The 19,629-nt window shown below is 68.0% G+C and carries 19 protein-coding genes; 12 read left to right on the forward strand and 7 right to left on the reverse strand.

What is annotated here, in order from left to right; genetic code table 11:
• From ACFPN9_RS03585 to ACFPN9_RS03605, 5 genes are all read left to right on the forward strand, one after another.
• Positions 1-780 carry an ABC transporter ATP-binding protein gene (locus ACFPN9_RS03585; protein WP_067988108.1) on the forward strand — a complete coding sequence of 260 codons (780 nt, stop codon included), beginning with the start codon at positions 1-3 and terminating at the stop codon, positions 778-780.
• 189 nt (positions 781-969) lie between these two features.
• Positions 970-1,731, forward strand: coding sequence for a FadR/GntR family transcriptional regulator (locus tag ACFPN9_RS03590; protein WP_082735148.1), 762 nt, complete (start codon positions 970-972; stop codon positions 1,729-1,731).
• 114 nt (positions 1,732-1,845) lie between these two features.
• Positions 1,846-2,796, forward strand: a complete 951-nt coding sequence (locus ACFPN9_RS03595; protein ID WP_066734767.1) for a sialic acid TRAP transporter substrate-binding protein SiaP — start codon at positions 1,846-1,848, stop codon at positions 2,794-2,796.
• Positions 2,797-2,885: 89 nt separating this feature from the next.
• On the forward strand, positions 2,886-3,470 hold the full coding sequence (locus ACFPN9_RS03600) for a TRAP transporter small permease (RefSeq protein ID WP_066716624.1): 585 nt from the start codon (positions 2,886-2,888) through the stop codon (positions 3,468-3,470).
• A gap of 8 nt (positions 3,471-3,478) precedes the next feature.
• Entirely contained in the window at positions 3,479-4,885 is a 1,407-nt protein-coding gene (locus tag ACFPN9_RS03605; RefSeq protein WP_066716620.1) for a TRAP transporter large permease, read from the forward strand.
• A 31-nt stretch (positions 4,886-4,916) separates the two neighbouring features.
• Here ACFPN9_RS03605 and ACFPN9_RS03610 read toward each other — a convergent pair whose 3' ends face one another.
• Positions 4,917-6,053, reverse strand: coding sequence for a citrate synthase family protein (locus tag ACFPN9_RS03610; protein WP_066716618.1), 1,137 nt, complete (start codon positions 6,051-6,053; stop codon positions 4,917-4,919).
• A gap of 86 nt (positions 6,054-6,139) precedes the next feature.
• Here ACFPN9_RS03610 and ACFPN9_RS03615 point away from each other — a divergent pair, with 86 nt between their 5' ends.
• Complete coding sequence (locus ACFPN9_RS03615; protein ID WP_066716616.1) at positions 6,140-7,216, forward strand: citrate synthase/methylcitrate synthase; 1,077 nt, start codon at positions 6,140-6,142, stop codon at positions 7,214-7,216.
• A gap of 106 nt (positions 7,217-7,322) precedes the next feature.
• On the opposite strand, the gene ACFPN9_RS03620 is transcribed toward ACFPN9_RS03615, so the two are convergent.
• The 5 genes from ACFPN9_RS03620 to hutI form a co-directional block, all read right to left on the reverse strand.
• The gene (locus ACFPN9_RS03620) at positions 7,323-8,000 is read right to left on the reverse strand and encodes a HutD/Ves family protein (RefSeq protein WP_349509638.1); all 678 of its coding nucleotides are present in this window, start codon (positions 7,998-8,000) and stop codon (positions 7,323-7,325) included.
• Positions 8,001-8,092: 92 nt separating this feature from the next.
• Positions 8,093-9,760 (reverse strand): urocanate hydratase, encoded by a 1,668-nt coding sequence (gene hutU, locus ACFPN9_RS03625; protein ID WP_066716612.1) that lies wholly within the window; start codon positions 9,758-9,760, stop codon positions 8,093-8,095.
• Positions 9,757-10,563: an N-formylglutamate deformylase gene (gene hutG, locus ACFPN9_RS03630; protein WP_066716609.1), complete on the reverse strand. Its 807-nt coding sequence runs from the start codon at positions 10,561-10,563 to the stop codon at positions 9,757-9,759. The genes hutU and hutG overlap by 4 nt, the downstream gene beginning before the upstream one ends.
• A gap of 241 nt (positions 10,564-10,804) precedes the next feature.
• Positions 10,805-12,340 (reverse strand): histidine ammonia-lyase, encoded by a 1,536-nt coding sequence (gene hutH / locus ACFPN9_RS03635; protein WP_066718039.1) that lies wholly within the window; start codon positions 12,338-12,340, stop codon positions 10,805-10,807.
• Entirely contained in the window at positions 12,337-13,569 is a 1,233-nt protein-coding gene (gene hutI, locus ACFPN9_RS03640; protein WP_082737723.1) for an imidazolonepropionase, read from the reverse strand. The genes hutH and hutI overlap by 4 nt, the downstream gene beginning before the upstream one ends.
• A gap of 104 nt (positions 13,570-13,673) precedes the next feature.
• On the opposite strand from hutI, the gene ACFPN9_RS03645 reads away from it, so the two are divergent.
• On the forward strand, positions 13,674-15,041 hold the full coding sequence (locus ACFPN9_RS03645) for a formimidoylglutamate deiminase (protein WP_066718043.1): 1,368 nt from the start codon (positions 13,674-13,676) through the stop codon (positions 15,039-15,041).
• Positions 15,042-15,046: 5 nt separating this feature from the next.
• Complete coding sequence (hutC, locus tag ACFPN9_RS03650) at positions 15,047-15,796, forward strand: histidine utilization repressor (protein ID WP_066718045.1); 750 nt, start codon at positions 15,047-15,049, stop codon at positions 15,794-15,796.
• A 75-nt stretch (positions 15,797-15,871) separates the two neighbouring features.
• On the opposite strand, the gene ACFPN9_RS03655 is transcribed toward hutC, so the two are convergent.
• Entirely contained in the window at positions 15,872-16,132 is a 261-nt protein-coding gene (locus tag ACFPN9_RS03655; RefSeq protein ID WP_066718047.1) for a hypothetical protein, read from the reverse strand.
• A gap of 276 nt (positions 16,133-16,408) precedes the next feature.
• Between ACFPN9_RS03655 and ACFPN9_RS03660 the strand changes: the two genes are divergently transcribed.
• From ACFPN9_RS03660 to ACFPN9_RS03675, 4 genes are all read left to right on the forward strand, one after another.
• The gene (locus ACFPN9_RS03660) at positions 16,409-16,804 is read left to right on the forward strand and encodes a PRC-barrel domain-containing protein (RefSeq protein WP_066718152.1); all 396 of its coding nucleotides are present in this window, start codon (positions 16,409-16,411) and stop codon (positions 16,802-16,804) included.
• A 194-nt stretch (positions 16,805-16,998) separates the two neighbouring features.
• Positions 16,999-17,892, forward strand: a complete 894-nt coding sequence (locus ACFPN9_RS03665; protein WP_377815781.1) for a transglutaminase-like domain-containing protein — start codon at positions 16,999-17,001, stop codon at positions 17,890-17,892.
• Between the two features lie 76 nt (positions 17,893-17,968).
• Positions 17,969-18,871, forward strand: a complete 903-nt coding sequence (locus ACFPN9_RS03670) for a diacylglycerol/lipid kinase family protein (RefSeq protein ID WP_066718050.1) — start codon at positions 17,969-17,971, stop codon at positions 18,869-18,871.
• Positions 18,872-18,939: 68 nt separating this feature from the next.
• A complete protein-coding gene (locus tag ACFPN9_RS03675; protein WP_377815379.1) occupies positions 18,940-19,617 on the forward strand; it encodes a phosphatase PAP2 family protein in 678 nt (225 codons plus the stop codon).
• The last annotated feature ends 12 nt before the right edge of the window (positions 19,618-19,629 follow it).

Raw genomic sequence — 19,629 nt, forward strand, 5'->3', positions numbered from 1 at the left:
ATGAGCAAGCTCCTCGTCGAGAATGTCGGGAAGGTGTTCCCGCCCCAGCGTGGCGGCCAGCCGACGCGCGCCCTCATGCCGACCTCGCTCAGCGTCGGCGACAACGACTTCATCGCCATCCTGGGACCCTCCGGCTGCGGGAAGTCCACGCTTCTGCGCATCATCGGCGGGCTCGAGACGGCGAGCGAGGGGCGCATCATGCTCGACGGTGCCCCCGTCACCGGGCCGGGTGCGGACCGTGGCTTTGTCTTCCAGAGCTACACGCTGTTCCCCTGGCTGACCGTCGTCCAGAACATCGCCTTCGGCCTGCGCGAGAAAGGTCTCGCCGAGCGCGAGCGCCTCGACATCGCCCGCGGCTGGGCCGAGCGCGTCGGGCTGGCGAGCTTCGTTGACCATTTCCCCAAGCAGCTGTCGGGCGGCATGCAGCAGCGCACCGCGATCGCCCGCGCGCTCGCCAACGACCCCAAGATCCTGCTGCTGGACGAGCCCTTCGGCGCGCTCGACAACCAGACGCGCGCCCTGATGCAGGAGATGCTGCTCGGCATCTGGGAGCGCGAGCGCAAGACGGTGCTCTTCGTCACCCACGACATCGAGGAGGCGATCTTTGTCGGCTCGCGCGTGGTGGTGATGAGCGCGCGCCCCGGTCGCATCAAGGCGGACATCCCCGTCGATCTGCCGCATCCGCGGCCCTATACGATCAAGACCAGCCCGGAATTCGTCGCCCTGAAAGAGCGCCTTGTCGAGGAAATTCGCGCCGAGGTGATGGCGGCCGACCATTGAGGGAGGCGATGGCGCCGCCGGGCCGTCTGGCCCGTTCCTCCCCAGCCCGACGTTGTGGCCGACCGGTGTTCCGTTCCGGCGATTGACACCCGGTGGTGCAGATGCTTGTCTCTGCGTCAATTGGCCTGACCATATGGCCAAAAGAGCCTCTCTCGACAGAGGCCTTGGGATGGAAACCGGGAGCAGACTGTGCCGCTCGAAGCTGTCGAGTCGCCACGCCTTTATCGACAGATCGCCGACCAGCTCCGCCATCTCATCGATCGGCGCGAGTATCCGGCGGGCGGCCGGCTGCCGCCGGAGCGCGAGCTCGCCGAGAAGCTGGGGGTCTCCCGCCCCTCCGTCCGCGAGGCCCTGATCGCGCTGGAGGTCGAGGGCCGCGTGCGCATTCGCATGGGCTCGGGCGTCTATGTCGTCGAGCGGCCGGTGGCCCCGGCGACGCTGATTGCGACCGACGAAGCGCCGGAGGGCCCCTTCGAAGTCCTGAAGGCGCGCGAACTCGTCGAGAGTGCGATCTGCGCCGAAGCCGCGGGTGCCGCATCATCAGCCGACATCGCGGTCCTGGACGACATCCTGCGCCGCATGGAACTCCCCGAGCTCGGCAGTGACGAACTGGTCGCCCTCGATCGCGCCTTCCACGTCGCCATCGCGGCCAGCCTTGGCAACGCCGTGCTCGCCCGCTTCGTCGGCCTGCTCTTCGACCAGCGCATCAACCCGTATTTTCGCCAGCTCGCGAGCTATTTCGAGAACGCAGATTCCTGGCGGGAGGCCGTCGGGGAACATCGTGCCATCCGCGACGCACTGGACGCAGCGAGCGGAGAGGCGGCGCAGGCGGCGATGCGGCTCCATCTTCAGCGCTCTCAGGAACGCTTCTCCCAAAGCTTCGGCGAGGGGCCGCTCCGGACCCACACCGGGAATGTCGGGCTGTCGCGCATCGCCGGAAAGTCCGGATGATGACGCGGCCGCCGGGAGCAGGATCAGCAATCACCAAGAAGAAGACCGCGTAACGACGTCAACGAAATCAATCCCAAGGGAGGGACGACAATGAAGAAGACCTGTCTGACGATCATGGCGATGGCCGCCGGCCTCGCGCTGGGCGGCCTGCCGGCGCAGGCCCAGACCAAGCTGAAATGGGCCCATGTCTACGAGACCTCGGAGCCCTTCCACACCGAATCGGTCTGGGCGGCGGACGAGTTCAAGAAGCGGACAAACGGCCGCTACGAGATCACTGTCTTCCCGGCGTCGCAGCTCGGCAAGGAAACCGACATCAACCAGGGACTCACCCTGGGAACGGTCGACATCATCATCTCCGGTTCGAGCTTCGCCGCGCGCTCCTTCGCGCCGATCGGCGTGACCTACTATCCCTTCACCTTCCGCAGCCCCGACCACCTGCTCGCCTACACCAAGAGCGATGTCTTCACTGACATGGCCAAGGGCTATCAGGAGAAGACCGGCCACCAGATCGTCTCGGTGACCTATTACGGCACGCGCCACACCACCTCGAACCGGCCGATCAAGAGCTGCGCCGACATGAAGGGCCTCAAGATCCGCGTGCCCGACGTGCCGGCCTATCTCGCCATGCCGCGCGCCTGCGGAGCCAACACCGCGCCGATCGCCTTCGCCGAAGTCTATCTGGCGCTGCAGAACGGCACCGTCGAGGCGCAGGAGAACCCGCTGACCACGATCGAGGCCAAGAAGTTCTACGAGGTCCAGAAGCACATCGTCCTGACCGGCCACATCGTCGACCACCTCAACACGGTCGTCGCCAAGCAGCTCTGGGACAAGCTGTCGCCTGAAGACCGCAAGATCTTCACCGAGGTCGCGCAGGAGGCCTCCGCCAGGGCCACCAAGCAGATCCAGGCCTCCGAAGCCAAGCTCGTCCAGTTCTTCAAGGACAAGGGCCTGACGGTGACCGAGGTCGACAAGGCCGATTTCCTCGCCAATGTCCAGAAGAACGTCACCTTCGAGCAGTTCGGCTATCGCAAGGCCGACTGGGAGCGGATCCAGGCAATCAAGTAACGCCTTCGACAAACGGACCCGGCGGCGTTCTCGCCGCCGGGTCTCCTGCTTCGCCGGCCCCGCTGCGGCCGCATCACGAGAGGTCTGCCGTGGCCGCCGATGTTCGACACGAAATCCACACGCCCGTGACCGGCGAGGAACTGGCCCACGTCTTCGACGAGGCGCCGCCGCCGGCCGATCTCTCGGTTTATGGTGTTGAGGACTGGATCACGCTCGCCGCCTTCTGGGTCATGGTGGGTTGCGTCATCCTGCAGTTCTTCACACGCTATGTCCTGAACAATTCCTTCGCCTGGACCGAAGAGATCGCCATCAATGCGCTCGTTGTCGTGGTCTTCCTCGGCGCGTCGCTCTGCGTGCGGGCCTCCCGGCACATCCAGGTCGACTTCCTCTACCGCTACATGTCGGCGGGTGCTGGCCGGATCATGGCGACCTTCGTCGATGTCGTGCGGATTGGCTTCCTGGCCTATGCGACCTGGCTGACCTACAAATACGCCTCGCTGATCCCCGACGAGATGATGACGACGGTGGACCTGCCGAAGTCGATCGTATTCAACGCTGTCGTCCTCGCCTTCGCGTTGATGACGCTGCGGGCGCTGCACGTCGCCTGGCAGAACTGGCGCCGCGGGTATTCCGTGCTGGAAAAGCCCGAAGCCTTCGACGGCTCGGAGGCCTGAGAGCGACCATGCTGATCCTTCTCGGTTCCTTCCTCGGCCTGATGATCCTCGGCGTGCCGGTGGCCATCGCCATGGCCGTCGCCTCGCTCGCCTTCATCCTGATCTCGGGCAATGTGCCCGACGTCATCCTGGCCCAGCGCATGATCGCGGGCGTCGAGAGCTTCCCGCTGCTCGCCGTGCCCTTCTTCATCCTGGCCGGCAATCTCATGAACATCGCCGGCGTGACCGGGCGCATCTATGCCTTCGCGGTTGCGCTCGTCGGCTGGATGCGCGGCGGGCTCGCGCAGGTCAACATCATCGGTTCGGTGATTTTCTCGGGCATGTCGGGCACCGCGATCGCGGATGCTGCCGGCATCGGCACGATCGAGATCAAGGCGATGAAGGACCACGGCTACCCGACCGAGGTGGCTGTCGGCGTCACCGCGGCTTCGGCGACGCTGGGGCCGATCATCCCGCCCTCCCTGCCTTTCGTCATCTACGGGATGATGTCGAACACCTCGATCGGCGCGCTCTTCCTCGCCGGCGTTATCCCCGGCGTGATGATGACGCTGTTCATGATGGTGACGGTCGCGATCTTCGCCCGGATCTACAAATGGGGTTCCGATGCCGCCTTCTCGCTGCGCGAGATCGGAACGGCCGGCATCGAGGTGCTGGTCGTCCTCGGCTTTCCCCTGCTCGCCTATGGCCTCGTCTGGGTGGGGCTTGAGGAGAACCTCGCCATTGGGCTCGCCCTCGCGGTGCTGCTGGGCCTCGATTACTATTTCGACTTCTCGGCCGTGATGGCGCTGATGACGCCGGTCATCCTGATCGGCGGCATGACCATGGGCTGGTTCACGCCGACCGAAGCCGCCGCCGCCGCGGTGATCTGGTCGCTGTTCCTCGGTCTCGTGCGCTATCGCTCGATGACCATGCGCAGCCTGACCAAGGCGACCTTCGACACGATCGAGACCACCGCTTCGGTTCTCTTCATCGTCACGGCCGCCTCGATCTTCGCCTGGCTTCTGACCGTGTCGCAGACGGCGCAGATCCTGTCCGACCTCATTCTGGGCCTCACCCAGAACAAATGGATCTTCCTCGTCCTGGTCAATCTGCTGCTGCTGTTCATCGGCTGCTTCCTCGACACCATCGCCGCCATCACCATCGTGGTGCCGATCCTGCTGCCGATCGCGCTCAAGCTCGGCGTCGACCCGATCCATTTCGGGCTGATCATGGTGCTGAACCTGATGATCGGGCTGCTGCACCCGCCGCTCGGCATGGTGCTCTTCGTGCTCTCGCGCGTCGCCAAGCTCTCGGTCGAGCGGACGACCATGGCGATCCTGCCCTGGCTGATCCCGCTCTTCGCCGCCCTGATCGCGATCACCTTTATCCCCGAGCTGACGCTCTGGCTGCCGCGACAGATGGGGATGGTGCGCTAGGCAAAGCCGGCCCGGTGGCCCGGCGGCGGGGTCAGCCCGGCGCCGGGCCGCTGTAGCGCGCACGGGGGCGGATCAGCCGCCCCGTCTCGTTCTGCTCGAGGGCATGCGCCAGCCATCCCGTGGCGCGGGCCGCGGCGAAGATCTGGAAGGGCGCGTCGTCGCCCAAACCGAGATGCGCGGCGAGCGCCGTCAGGGCGAAGTCGACATTCGGCTCGGCGCCCGTCATGGACATGACGACGGTCCTGGCTTCGGCGTAGGCGGCGGGGATGTCGAAGCCGGCCAGCAGCGCCCGCCCGCGCGGGTCTCCGTCGGGGTAAAGCGGGTGCCCGAAACCCGGTAGGCGCGCCCCGGCGGCCAGCCTGTCGGAGACGGTGGCCGCAATGCCGTTTGCCTGGGCCTCCCGCATCAACCCGAGCACCCGGCGCGCCATGCCGCCGTGGAGAGGCCCGGAAAGCGCTGACAATCCGGCCATCACGCAGGCCGCCAGCGAGGCTCCGGTCGAGGCGGTGACGCGGACGGCGAAGGTCGAGGCGTTGAGCTCGTGATCGGCCAGCAGGACGAGCGCCCGCCGGATCAGATCGGCGCCGTCCGCGCAGCCCCAGGCCCGCGCGAGCCGCTGATGGATCGGGCCCTCGCCCGGGCCGCCGGCCACCGCATCGACCAGCGTATCGAGAACGGCGGCCGCCTCCAGGTAGAGCGCCTTCTTGGTGCGGCCGGCCATCGCGGTGTCGCTGGCGGCGCGGGTGGCGATGGCGGTGAACATGCGCGTCAGGGGAGCACCGGCCGGTACAGGCTGCGTCAGCGTGGGAAAGCGCTGCGCCCCGCAGTCCCAGAGCAGCCTTGCGACATCCTCCAGACGGGCCGTCTCCGCGAGCTGTGCAGCGTCCTGACCGCGATACCAGAGCCTGCCGCCGGCGATCGTGGTGATGCTCGACGTCAGGACCGGTTCGCCCCAGGCGATGGCATCCTCGGCGATGGCCGCCCGTCGCCGTCCTCGCATCTTGCGCTGTTCGAGGCGCGCGATGTCCTGCGCGCGATAGAGCTTACGGCGGGCATCGTCGGCCTCGCCCCTAGTCTCGATCAGGCCGCGGCTGACATAGGCGTAGAGCGTCTGCGGCTTGAGCTTGAGCCGTGCCATCGCTTCTGAAGCCGTCAGCCAGTCGCTCATCGAAATAGATTGATTATATTGTTCAAGATTGATCGTAGCGCCCGATCCGCTGATCCTCAAGGCCTTGCCTTGAAGGAGTCCAGCCCATGTCCGATGGTCTTGAAGACGTCGTTGCCGCCCACACCACCCTGTCCGACGTCGATGGCGTCGCCGGCCGTCTGGTGATCCGCGGCCGCAGCCTCGATGATCTGGCGGGGCGTATGGCCTTCGAGGAGATGGTCACCCTGATGCTCGGCGGGCTCCTGCCCGGGCTGCCCGAGGGAGCGGAACTGCAGGCGGTCCTCGGTGCGGCGCGGGCCTCGGTCTTCCCGATTGTGCTGCGCGCGTCGCTTCCGGCGGGGCTGTCGCCCGTCGAGGCCCTGCGCACCTGGACTGCGCTGATCCCGGATGGCGAGGACGCCGGCACGGCGGTGACGCTGCTGGCCGCACCCGCCGTGTTCACCGCCGCCGCGGTGAGGCGGGCCCGCGGTCTCGAACCGGTCGCTCCGGAAGCGGGCCTGTCTCACGCCGCCGACACGCTGCGCATGCTGGGCGGAGACCGACCGAGCGCTGCCGAGGCGGCGGCGCTCGATGCCTATCTCGTCACCGTGGCCGATCATGGCCTCAATGCCTCGACCTTCGCGGCCCGGGTCGTCGCCTCGACGCGCGCGGGGCTCGTCTCGGCCGAGCTGGCCGGCATCAGCGCGCTGAAAGGCCCGCTCCATGGCGGCGCGCCGGGACCCGTGATCGACATGCTCGACGCGATCGGCGAGCCGGGCGATGCGCGCGCCTGGCTCGAGGCGGCGCTGGACCGGGGCGAGCGGCTGATGGGCTTCGGCCACCGTGTCTACCGCGTGCGCGATCCGCGGGCCGATGCGCTGAAGGCCGCGCTCCGGCGGCTCGGCGCCGACTCCGCGCGGCTCGTCCTCGCCGAGGCGGTGGAACAGGCTGCGCTCGCCATCCTGCGCGAGCGTAAGCCGAACCGTCCACTCGAAACCAATGTCGAATTCTACACGGCGCTGCTGCTGGAAGCGCTGGGCTTCCCGCCGGAGGCCTTCACCTGCGTCTTCGCGATGGGGCGCACGATCGGCTGGCTCGCCCATGCGCAGGAGCAGATCGCCGGCGGCAGGCTGATCCGCCCGCAATCGGTCTATGTCGGGCCGCGGCCCATGCAGGCGGCGTGAGGCGACGCGTCTTAGCGAGGAGCGCAGCGACCAAGCTATCTGGGGGACACGGAGCTCGGCCGCCTCTGGATTGCTTCGCTGCGCTCGTGATGGCGGGAGCGCGCGATCAGCGCTGGGGGGCCAGCCGGATCACATAGAGCGCGTGCCCACCATCATCGGAGACACAGGTCATCTCGGCCGGCCCCTGGATGAGGGCGCTGTCGCCCGCGGAAAGCGTCGCCTCGTCAATGGTCCAGCCGCCTTCGGGCGCGACCAGCAGCAGGACGGCTTCGCCCGCGATGCGGTGTTCGCCCGGGCCCACGAGCCGCTCGACGCTGTGCGTCCAGGCGCCGCGCCGGCTCATCACGTTGAGATCGACGATCGGCCCGTCGATCAGGAGGCCGTCGACAGCCCGGTCGGCCGCGAAGGCGAAGGGCGGGGAGGTGTGATCGAGCGCCACCGCCTCGCCATCGCCGAAGGCCAGCCGAATGCCGGCACCGGTCAGAACGCACAGCGTCCGGTCGAGTCCCGGGAAGGAGGAGAACGGTCCGTCCGCCCCGACCTGCGCCATCGAAACCCGCCAGTCGAAATCGCTCAGCGAAGCTCCCCCCGGCCACACGACGATCTCGGTCGTCGTCCCGCCGCCGTTCTTCCACGGCATGGTCCGGCAATCGGCGGCGCGGATGATGCGCATGAGTATGTCCTCAGACGGAACGCGGTCGATCTCTCTTGTCATTCCGGGGCATGGCGAAGCCATGAGCCCGGAACCCAGAACCGATGCCGGGTCCGAGACAAGCGGGGCCATCTTTCATTGTGCGGCAGAGGTTCTGGGTTCCGGGCTCGGCGCTGTCGCGCCGCCCCGGAATGACGGCGCGACTTTGAGCCGGCGGCTGCGCCTTACCCCAAAATCCCCGGCAGCTTCAGCCCCTTCTCCCTCGCGCAGTCCTGCGCGATCTCATAGCCGGCATCGGCATGGCGCATCACGCCTGTCGCCGGGTCGTTCCAGAGCACGCGTTCCAGCCGCTTGGCCGCTTCGGCTGAGCCGTCCGCGACGATGACCACGCCCGAATGCTGCGAATAGCCCATGCCGACGCCGCCGCCATGGTGCAGCGAGACCCAGGTCGCGCCGCCGGCGGTGTTGAGCAGGGCGTTGAGCAGCGGCCAGTCGGAAACCGCGTCGGATCCGTCCTTCATCGCCTCGGTCTCGCGGTTGGGCGAGGCGACCGAGCCGGAATCGAGATGGTCGCGGCCGATCACGACCGGCGCCTTCAGCTCGCCCTTGGCCACCATCTCGTTGAAGGCGAGGCCCAGACGGTGACGGTCGCCGAGCCCGACCCAGCAGATGCGCGCGGGCAGGCCCTGGAACTGGATGCGCTCGCGCGCCATGTCGAGCCAGTTGTGCAGATGCGCGTCGTCGGGCATCAGCTCCTTCACCTTGGCGTCGGTCTTGTAGATATCCTCGGGATCGCCCGAGAGGGCCGCCCAGCGGAACGGGCCGATGCCCCGGCAGAACAGCGGGCGGATATAGGCGGGCACGAAGCCGGGGAAATCGAAGGCGTTCTCGACGCCCATGTCCTTGGCCATCTGGCGGATGTTGTTGCCGTAGTCGAGCGTCGGCACGCCCATCGTCTGAAAATCGAGCATCGCCTTGACGTGCTCCGCCATGGAGCGCTTGGCGGCCTGGATCGTCCCGGCGGGATCGCGCTCCTTGCGCTCCTCCCACTCTGCAATTGTCCAGCCGGCCGGCAGATAGCCGTTGAGCGGGTCATGCGCCGAGGTCTGGTCGGTGACGACGTCGGGCCGGATGCCGCGGCGGACCATGTCGGGGAAGATCTCGGCGGCATTGCCGAGCACGCCGACGGAAACGGCCTTGCCGGCCTTGTGGGCGCGCTCGACGATCTCCAGCGCCTCGTCGATGCTGTCGGCCTTCTCGTCGAGATAGCGCGTGCGCAGGCGGAAATCGATCGAGGAGGGCTTGCACTCGACCGCGATCATCGAGGCGCCCGCCATGGTCGCCGCCAGCGGCTGGGCCCCACCCATGCCGCCCAGCCCGCCGGTCAGGATCCACTTGCCCTTGAGCGAGCCGCCGAAATGCTGCCGACCGACCTCGACGAAGGTCTCGTAGGTGCCCTGAACGATGCCCTGCGTGCCGATATAGATCCAGGAGCCGGCCGTCATCTGGCCGTACATCATCAGCCCGAGCTTATCGAGATGGTGGAAATGCTCCCAGTTCGCATAGGCCGGGACGAGGTTGGAATTGGCGATCAGCACGCGCGGCGCGTCCGGATGCGTCTTGAAGATGCCGACCGGCTTGCCGGACTGGACCAGCAGCGTCTCGTCGGCCTCCAGAGAGCGCAGCGAGGCGCAGATCCGGTCGAAATCCTCCCAGGTCCGGGCGGCGCGGCCGATGCCGCCATAGACCACGAGCTCGCCGGGCTTCTCGGCGACGTCGGGGTCGAGGTTGTTCATCAGCATGCGCAGCGGCGCTTCGGTCAGCCAGCTCTTGGCGGAGAGCTCCGTGCCGTGGGGGCTGCGGATGACGCGGCTGTTGTCGATGCGGGTCATGAACGGCTCCGTTCGTGCTGGGCCGCGGCGTCGAGCGTGGCGGCGATGATGGCGGAGAGGGCGGATTGCAGCGGCGCGGCGATCGCGGCATCGAAGGTCCAGGGCGGCGCCTCGGTCGCGAGATAAGCTGAGAGCGCCTTCTCCATCTGGAGCGCATGAACGTGCGCGTCGGGCCGGCCGTAATGCCGGGTGATCCAGCCGCCCTTGAAGCGGCCGTTGACGACATGGGTCAGGGGCTGCGCCGCCATCGCCGCCGCTGCCGCCGCCTCGATGGCGGCTGCGCAGCTCTGACCCGAATTGGTCCCGAGATTGAGCGTCGGCAGCGTGCCGGGAAACAGCCGCGGGATCACCGACTTGATCGAGTGGCAGTCCCACAGCACGGCATAGCCATGGGCGGCCTTCACCCGGTCGATCTCGGCCGCGAGTGCCTCGTGATAGGGCGCGAAATAGGCGGCGCGGCGCCGCTCGATCTCGGCCGCGTCGGGCGGTGTGATCCAGATCGGCGCCCCGTCGAAGGTCGTCATTGGTACGAGTTCCGTCGTCGCCTGGCCGGGATAGAGCGAGACGCCGGACGGGTCGCGGTTCAGGTCGATGACGAAGCGCGACAGCTTCGCCTCGACGATCGTCGGCTGGAAGCGCTCCGCGAAGGCGTAGACCTCCCGCATGTGCCAGTCCGTATCCTCGACCAGCCGCCCGCGTTCGTTCAGCGCGGCTTCGACCTCCGGCGGCAGCCCGGTGCCGGGATGCGGCATCGAGAGGATGAGCGGGGAGGGGCCCCGGGTGACGGTGACGATCGAGGTCATGAGCGTCTTTTCGCAAGCGTTGCGTCTTGTCCATTGAGGCGCGGGGAACCCCTCTCCTGTAAGGAGAGGGGCAGGGGTGAGGTGTAGGCCCCCGGACCAGTGAAACACATCCCTGACGGCGGCTGCGGGGAGGTCACGGCCACGGTGTCAAACGGCCGACCCCTCACCCCTGCCCCTCTCCCTACGGGAGAGGGGTTCCCCGCGCCTGCTCGGTTGACGAGGACCGCTCTTTGCCCACGCCTCACGCCCCGAACTCCGCAAACGAATCCAGCCCCGCCGCCCGGCCCACGGCGCCCGACAGAACCAGTTCCGTCGCCGCGGCCAGATCGGGGGCGAGGTAGCGGTCTTCCGTCAGCGGCGCGATCTCGCCGCGCAGCAGCGCCAGCACCGGCTCCAGCCGCGGGCTCGTCGTCATCGGGCGATGATGCTCGATCGCCTCCGCCGCTGCCATCAGCTCGACGCCGATGATGCTCGCGGCATTCGCCGCCATGTCGAGCAGGCGATAGGCGCCATGCGTCGCCATCGAGACATGGTCTTCCTGATTGGCCGAGGTCGGAATCGTGTCGACTGAGGCCGGATAGGCCTTCTGCTTGTTCTCGGAAGCGAGCGCGGCCGCCGTCACCTGCGCGATCATGAAGCCGGAATTGAGCCCGGCATCGCGCGCCAGGAAGGGCGGCAGGCCGCTCATCACGGGATCGACCAGAAGCGCGATCCGCCGCTCCGACAGGTTGCCGATCTCGCACAGCCCCATCGCCAGCATGTCGGCGGCGAAGGCCACCGGCTCGGCATGGAAGTTCCCGCCCGAAACCACCTCGCCCGGCCCCAGAACCAGCGGGTTGTCGGTGACCGCGTTGGCCTCGATCGCAAGCGTCGCGGCGGCATTGGCGAGCAGATCGCGCACCGCGCCCATCACCTGCGGCTGGCAGCGCAGCGAATAGGGGTCCTGCACCTTCGAATCGCCGAAGCGGTGGCTGTCGCGGATTGCGCTGCCGGCGATCAGCTCCAGCAGCAGCGCCGCGACGCGAATCTGGCCGGGCTGGCCGCGCAAGGCCTGGATGCGCGGGTCGAACGGCGTGTCCGAGCCCTTCAGCGCATCGACCGAGAGCGCGCCGGCGACCAGCGCGGCATCGAACACCCGCGCCATGGCGCTGAGGCCGGTGAGCGCCAGCGCAGTCGAGACCTGCGTGCCGTTGATCAGCGCCAGCCCCTCCTTGGGGCCGAGCGCCAGCGGCGCCTGGCCGATCCGCGCGAGCGCGTCGGCAGCCGGCATCACCTCGCCCTTCAGTCTGATCTCGCCGACGCCCATCAGCGCGGCGGTGAGATGGGCGAGCGGCGCGAGATCGCCGGAAGCGCCGACCGAGCCCTTGGCCGGCACGACCGGAAGCGCATCGGCCTCGAGCGCGCCGAGCAGCGCCTCGACCACGATCGGCCGCACGCCGGAGGCCCCGCGCGCCAGGCTCGCCGCCTTCATCGCGAGGATCAGCCGCACCACGCCGTCGGGCAGGGCAGGGCCGGTGCCGACCGCGTGCGACAGGATGAGATTGCGCTGCAGCGTCGCGAGGTCGCCATCCGCGATGCGGACGCTGGCGAGCTTCCCGAAACCGGTGTTGACGCCATAGGTCACGGTGCCGGCCGCGACGATGTCGTCGACGATGGCCTGGGCGGCCGCGATCGCATCTGCACTCGCCGAGGAAAGCGTGATCGACGCGCCGTCGATCACGTCGCGCCAGTGCGTCAGGGCGGCATGGCCGGGGTCGAGGAGAAGGGGCGTGCTCATTGTCCGTTCCAGATCCGGGCGTAAAGCGGGTTGAAGCCGATGCGGTAGGCGAGTTCGGCCGGGCGCTCGATGTCCCAGATCGCCAGGTCGCAAGCTTTGCCCGCTTCCAGCGTGCCGATTTCGTCGGAGAGGCCGAGCGCCTGCGCGGCATGGCGGGTCAGCCCCGCCAGCGCCTCCTCCGGCGTCAGCCGGAACAGCGTGCAGGCCATGTTCATCACCAAAAGCGGCGAGGTCAGGGGCGAGGAGCCGGGATTGGCGTCGGTCGCGAGCGCGATCGCCACGCCATGCCGGCGCAGAAACTCGATCGGCGGCTTCTGCGTCTCGTGGAGGAAGTAGAACGCGCCCGGCAGCACCACCGCGACCGTGCGGGCCTTTGCCATGGCGATCACGCCGGCCTCGTCGAGATATTCGAGATGGTCTGCCGAGAGCGCCCCCATCTCGGCTGCCAGCGCCGCGCCGCCGAGATTGGAGAGCTGCTCGGCGTGGATCTTGATCGCCAACCCCTTGGCCTGCGCAGCCTCGAAGACGGCCCGCGTCTCGTCGGGCGAAAAGGCGATGCCCTCGCAGAAGACATCGACCGCATCCGCCAGCCCCTCTGCCGCGATGGCGTCGAGCATCGGCCCGGCGACGAGCGCGGTATAGTCGCCGGAGCGGCCCTTGAATTCGGGTGGCACGGCATGAGCACCGAGGAAGGTCGTGCGCACCCGCACCGGCCGCTCCCGCCCGACCCGGCGCGCAACGCGCAGCGTCTTCACCTCGGCCTCGATCTCCAGCCCGTAGCCGGACTTGATCTCGACCGTGGTCACGCCCTCGGCCAGCAGGGCCGAAAGCCGCCGGTCGGCGCTGGCGAACAGCGCATCCTCGCTCGCCGCCCGGGTCGCGGTCACCGTGGAGAGGATGCCGCCGCCGGCGCGCGCGATCTCCTCGTAGCTCGCGCCCTGCAGGCGCAGCTCGAATTCATGGGCGCGGTCGCCGCCATGGACGAGATGGGTGTGGCAATCAATCAGCCCCGGCGTGATCCAGCGCCCGCCGCAATCGATCGTCTCGGCGGCGCGGAAGGCCGGCGCTTCCTGGCGCGGCCCGGCATAGAGGATGCGCCCGTCGCGGGCGGCCACGACGCCATCCTCGACTGTGCCATAGGGCGCCGCCACCGAGGACGCCATCGTCGCCAAACGGGCGTTCGTCCAGAGCCGGTCGCAGGTCGGGGCCTCAGCCGACATCGTCGCCATGCCGCATCCTCTCGACTATCCTCGAATGGTGAGTATGCTAGCTAATTGCATATGCAAATGACAAGCCCTTAATTGCATAGGCAATTGGACGCTGGAGAGACGCCGTGACCCTGACCCTGCATCTGCAGCAGGCGCTGCTGCCGAATGGTTTTGCCGAGAATGTGCGTCTGACGAGTTCGGCGGGCACGATCACGGCGCTCGAGACGGACGTCGGGGCTCAACCCGGCGATACGTGTCTCTCGGGGCTTGCTCTGCCCGGCATGCCCAATCTGCACAGCCACGCCTTCCAGCGTGGCATGGCGGGCCTCTCGGAGCGCCGTGGCGCGAGCGAGGATTCTTTCTGGACCTGGCGGGAGGTGATGTACCGCTTCCTTGACCGGCTCGATCCCGACGACGTGCAGGCGCTCGCCGCCCAGGCCTTCGTCGAGATGCTGGAGGGCGGCTTCACGGCGCTGGCCGAGTTCCATTATCTCCATCACGACAAGGACGGGCGCCCCTATGCCGACATCGCCGCGATGGGGGCCGCGATCGCCGGCGCCGCTGAGGAAACCGGGCTCGGCCTGACGCTGCTACCGGTGCTCTACCGCTTCGGCAATTTCGGCCAGGCACCTTCGGTCCACGGCCAGCGCCGTTTCGTCAACGACCGCGACTCTTATCTGAAGCTGATCGAGGCGAGCGAAGCCGCGATCCGCCCTCTGCCTGACGCCGTCCTCGGCCTTGCGCCGCATTCGCTGCGCGCGGTCGCGCTGGAGGATCTGGACTGGCTCGCCAGTCTTCGCCCTGGCACGCCCCTGCACATCCATGTCGCCGAGCAGATGCGCGAGGTCGAGGATTCGATCGCGATCATGGGACGCCGGCCCGTCGCCCTGCTGGCGGACACGGTCGCGCTCGACGCGCGCTGGTGCCTGATCCACGCCACCCATCTCGACGATGCCGAGCGCGATGCGATCGCGGCCAGCGGCGCCGTCGCAGGTCTCTGCCCGATCACGGAAGCGAGCCTCGGCGACGGCATCTTCGACGGCGTGCGCTACCGGCGCTCCGGCGGCGCTTACGGCGTCGGCAGCGATTCCAACATCCAGATCGACGCCGGCTCCGAATTGCGCCTGCTCGAATATTCGCAGCGCCTGCGCGACCGCCGCCGTGCATTGCTCGCCGAGGAAGACGCTCCGACTGGCGTGGCTTTGTGGCGGGCCGCCGCTGTAGGTGGCGCTCGGGCCTGCGGAAGGGCGCTCGGCGTGCTCACGCCGGGGATGAGGGCGGACCTCGTGACACTGGATGCCGACCATCCGGCGCTCATCGGCAAGACGGGCGAGGCGGCCCTCGACAGTGCCATCTTCGCCGCCAATGCGCTGCCGGTGCGGGATGTCATCGTCGGCGGCCGGCACCTCGTCGCAGAGGGGCGCCACCGCGGCCGCGAGCGGGTGAAGGGCCGCTTCGGCAGCGTCATGCGCAAGCTGCTGGCGGCGCTGTGACGGCGATGGCTCATGACCGGCTCGACGCCGTGAAGCTGGATGGCGCAGGCCCGGTCTATGACCAGATCCGCCGCGCGATCCGCGATCTCATCCTCGGTGGCACCTGGCCGCCCGGAACCCCGGTGCCGCCCGAGCACGCGCTGATGGAACGGCTTGGCGCCTCCCGCATGACCGTTCATCGTGCGCTGGTACAGCTGGCGCGCGAGGGCCTGATCACGCGGCGTCGTCGTTCGGGCACCGTGGTGGCGAGCCCGCCGACGACCCATGCCATGCTCGACATCCTGTCGATCCCGGCCGAGGTGGAGCGGCTGGGGCAGCGCTATACCTTCGAGGTTCTGGCGCGTCATGACGGCCGGCCGACGCCCGAGCTGGCGCTGCGCTTCGGGCTGAAGCGCGGCGCGAGGATCGCCCATCTCGTCACGCTGCATCGCGCCGACGATCAGCCGCATGTGCTGGAGGAGCGGGTCATCCATCTCGCGACCGTGCCGGCCGCGGCGGATCAGGATTTCACCGAGACCCCGCCGGGCGACTGGCTGCTGCAGCACAGCCTCTGGTCACAGGCCGAACACGCGATCAGTGCCGTGCCCGCTGAGCCTGATGATGCCGCCCTGCTCGACATCGCCCCCGGGGAAGCCTGCTTGCTGATCGAGCGGCGGACATGGAATCATGAAGCTCCGGTCACGGCGGTGCGGCTGCTGTACCCTGGAAACCGCCACCGTTTCGTCGGCCGTTTCGGGCCATACGGAGCGGTCTGACGCCGACACGAAAAAGCCCGGCCGACGCATCGCGCCGGCCGGGCCTCAACCTCACCGCAACAGCGGCGGCGTTGCTCAGCAATCGTAGCGGAAGCGACGGCCGTATTCGTCGCGGCCGACGCAAGTACGCGGTCCGCTGGCCGAGCCGATGATCGCGCCGCCAGCGCCACCGATGGCCGCACCCGCAAGGGCGCCGCCGGCCCGGCCGGTGGCAAGGCCGCCGATCACAGCACCAGTGCCCGCGCCAATCAGCGCGCCGCCCGCGGTCCGCTCTTCCTGCGCCGTGCAGGCGCCGAGCGTGGCCGCAACCGCGGCGATGATCAGAATCTTCTTCATGGGTTCGTTTCCTTGGCGCTGTCGTTTCGGAGCATTGCCGCGCGGACGCCAGAATGAGGTGCACATCGTGGCGGCGCGATGGCCGGCTGCCCAACGGAACGTGCTCTCTCGACAAAGGTTCCGCCGCATCGGGCCGCCACCGACAGGTCCCCGCCAGAGATGGGCGGTTGCTGGTCCGATCGAAAAGCCACTGGTCTGCCGGAACCTTTGGCTCCGAAGCGGCGTTCTTCCGACGATCCGCAGCACCGAATGCTGCTCCCGATGGAGGAAACGATCATGACCCTGCGCGACACGTTCTCGACGTCGGAGTCCACGGTTTCGTCGAATCCGCTGATTGCCGGAGCGCGAGTGGCGGGTACCGAGGTCTACAACACCGCAGGAGAGCATCTCGGCGAGATTTACGACGTCATGCTCGACAAAAAGACGGGCAAGGTCGCCTACGCGATCATGTCCTTTGGCGGCTTCCTCGGTCTCGGCGAGAAGTATCATCCCATCCCCTGGAGCGTTCTCGACTTCGATCCGGAAAGAGGCGGCTATGTCGTCCCCATGACCAAGGATAAGCTCGAGGCGGCGCCGATGTATGACAGTCAGGGCGAGCCGGATTGGGACGACCGCACCTATGGCAAGCGGGTCCACGATTACTACGGCACGATGCCCTACTGGATGATGTAGGCGACGCCCAGACGCAAGTCGCGGCGGTTGCTATCCCCCCAGCCGAACCGTCGTGGCGGCGGGATGCGGGCCGAAAGGCCCGCATCTTCCGTTTTGTGAGAGCCTCCAATCCCGCGTCAGCGCCGGGGTTGGAGGCGGCCCATTCAGGAAGCGCTGCCTTCTCCGCGGCGCACAGGGCGAACCGCGAGGGCGTCATGCGCATCCGTTACGGATACAACATCGAGATGATCTGCGAGCAGGATCTGCCGCTCGTGACGCTGCTCGATATCCACCCGTCGCGTCGTCACGACATCCTGGTCGCCGACGAGTTGAACATCGTCTCCCTGCGCGACCCGTTGTTGCGGATCGCCGCCAGGGAATACATCGACCAATTCGGCAACATCTGCCGCCGGATCACCGCCCCTGCGGGCGGGATCGCGCTGCGCGCCGAGGGCATCGTTCACGACTCCGGCGAGCCGGACCCGGTCGAGCTGACCGCGATGGAAGTGCCCCCCGCGCGTCTGCCCGACGAGGCGCTCGTCTATCTCATGGGCAGCCGTTACTGCGAGACCGACAAGCTCTCGGCCCAGGCCTGGAGCCTGTTCGGCCACATTCCCGCCGGCTGGGCCCGCGTCCAGGCGATCGTGAACTTTGTCCATAACCATCTGACCTTCGGCTATCAGTTCGCCCGCAGCACCCGCACCGCCGCCGAGGCCTTCGAGGAGCGGATCGGGGTTTGCCGCGACTTCGCGCATCTCGCGGTCGCGCTCTGCCGCTGCATGAATGTGCCGGCGCGCTACTGCAACGGCTATCTCGGCGATATCGGCGTGCCGCGGGATCCCGCGCCCATGGACTTCAACGCCTGGTTCGAGGTTTATCTCGGCGGGCGCTGGTTCACGTTCGACGCCCGCCACAACGTGCCGCGGATCGGACGTGTCGTGATCGCCCGGGGCCGCGACGCGACGGATGTGGCGATGCTCAGCTCGTTCGGGCCGCACACGCTGCAACGGTTTGAGGTGATCACCGAGGAAATCGAGGATCCCATGCCCTCGCCGGCATTCGCCGCCGGGCACCGGCAGGATGGCTCACCGCTAACCATCCATTCCTGAAGGGCGAGTATCTCGTCCTGGCCTTATTGTCGTCGTTCGACCTCTCCTTCCCGCCCTCCCTCTCACTCCCCGGCCCATGCACCACACCGTCGTCGTCAACGCTCGGGCCGGGACCGCTCTCGAGGCGGGGCCCGACGCATTCGCGGCGCGGATCGTCGCGGCGTTTGAGGCGAGCGGCTGCACGGCGGAGGTGCGGCTGGTGCACCCGCGCGAACTCGACGATGCCCTGTCGCTGGCGATCGAGAACGCTGACAGCATCCCCGTCATCGCCGGCGGCGACGGCACGCTGAACGGCGTTCTGCCCGTCCTGCTTCAGGCCGGCCGGCCGGTCGGCGTGCTCCCGCTCGGAACCGTCAATGTGCTCGGCCGCGATCTCGGCCTGACCGGGACGCTGGAGGAGCAGATCGAAGCGCTCTGCCAGGGCGAGGCTGTCGTTCTGGACATCGGCACCGTCAACGACCGCCTGTTCCATTCACTGTCCGGCATGGGGTTCTTCAGCCTGATGGCACGAGAGCGCGAGCAGGCGCGTCGTCGCTTTCCCTTCAGCCGGGCCATCGCCTTCGTCGTCGCAGCGACGCGCTCGATCCTGTTCACACGGGCCGTTACGGTCGATATCGGCGTCCAGGGCCAACGCAGCGTCGTCCAGGCGGACGCCGTGCTCGTCACCGTCAACGGATTCGAGGGCGCGGAATGGCGGCGCCCGAGGCTCGACGGCCGCCTGTTCGAGGTCCATATCCTCAAGGCGGGCGGCATCTATTCGCGCTGCAAGGCGGCCCTGTCCGTCGTGTCCGGCGGCTGGCGGACTTCACCGAACCTGACCTCCTTCACGGCGGAGGAGGTGACGCTGACGCGCCGCGACCAGCGCCGTGGGCATATCACCTTCGACGGCGAGGTCGAACGCAAGGCGGGCCCGCTCCGCTACGCGCTCCTGCCGGGAGCGATCCAGTTGATTGCCGCGCGCGATCGGCTCGCCGGCTAGCGAGCGGGTTGCGTCCCGACCTTTGGCTCCTATGTCCCGATGGTCCCTGTTCCGGAGGCGGTTTTTTCGTGTTGTCCCCGCGTGTGCTGTTTCCCGTCGCTGCCGGCTTCGCCTTTCTGGGGTTGGCTCTCTTCATCGTCTCCGGGCGCAGCTTCGCCTTTGACCGCAGCATCGTCCTGTTCTTCCGCGAGGCGGGCGACCCGACCTCGCCGATAGGCCCTGCCTGGCTGCAGGAGGCGGTGCGCGACATGACCGCCTTCGGCAGTTTCGTCGGTCTTGGCCTGATGACGATCACTGCGAGCCTCTCGCTCTGGATCTGTCGACACCGGCCGCTGGCGATCGGGCTCGCCGTCTCGGTGCTCGCCGCGACGCTCGCCTCTACGGTGCTGAAGATTCTGATCGGCCGCGACCGGCCCGATATCGTTGAACATGCGGCGCTGACCTTTACCGCCAGCTTCCCGAGCGGCCACGCCTTCCTCTCGGCCGTGACGCTTTTAAGCATCGCGGGCTTCGTTGGCCTGGCCTCCCGCCGGGAGGACATCGCCCGGCTCTGCGTCTGGCTCGCCTGGGTGATGATCGTGCTGATCGGGCTCAGCCGGATCTATCTCGGCGTCCATTGGCCGACGGACGTCATCGGCGGCTGGTGCCTCGGGATTGTCTGGTCGAGTCTGTCGATCGCGATCCTCGGTCGCAGCATGGCGCGGGCGGAGGGGATCGAGCCGCCGCCGGCCGGACAGGCTGCCTGAGACGGCGACGCC

The organism is Allobosea massiliensis (assembly GCF_042655245.1).
Taxonomy (GTDB): Bacteria; Pseudomonadota; Alphaproteobacteria; order Rhizobiales; family Beijerinckiaceae; genus Allobosea; species Allobosea massiliensis.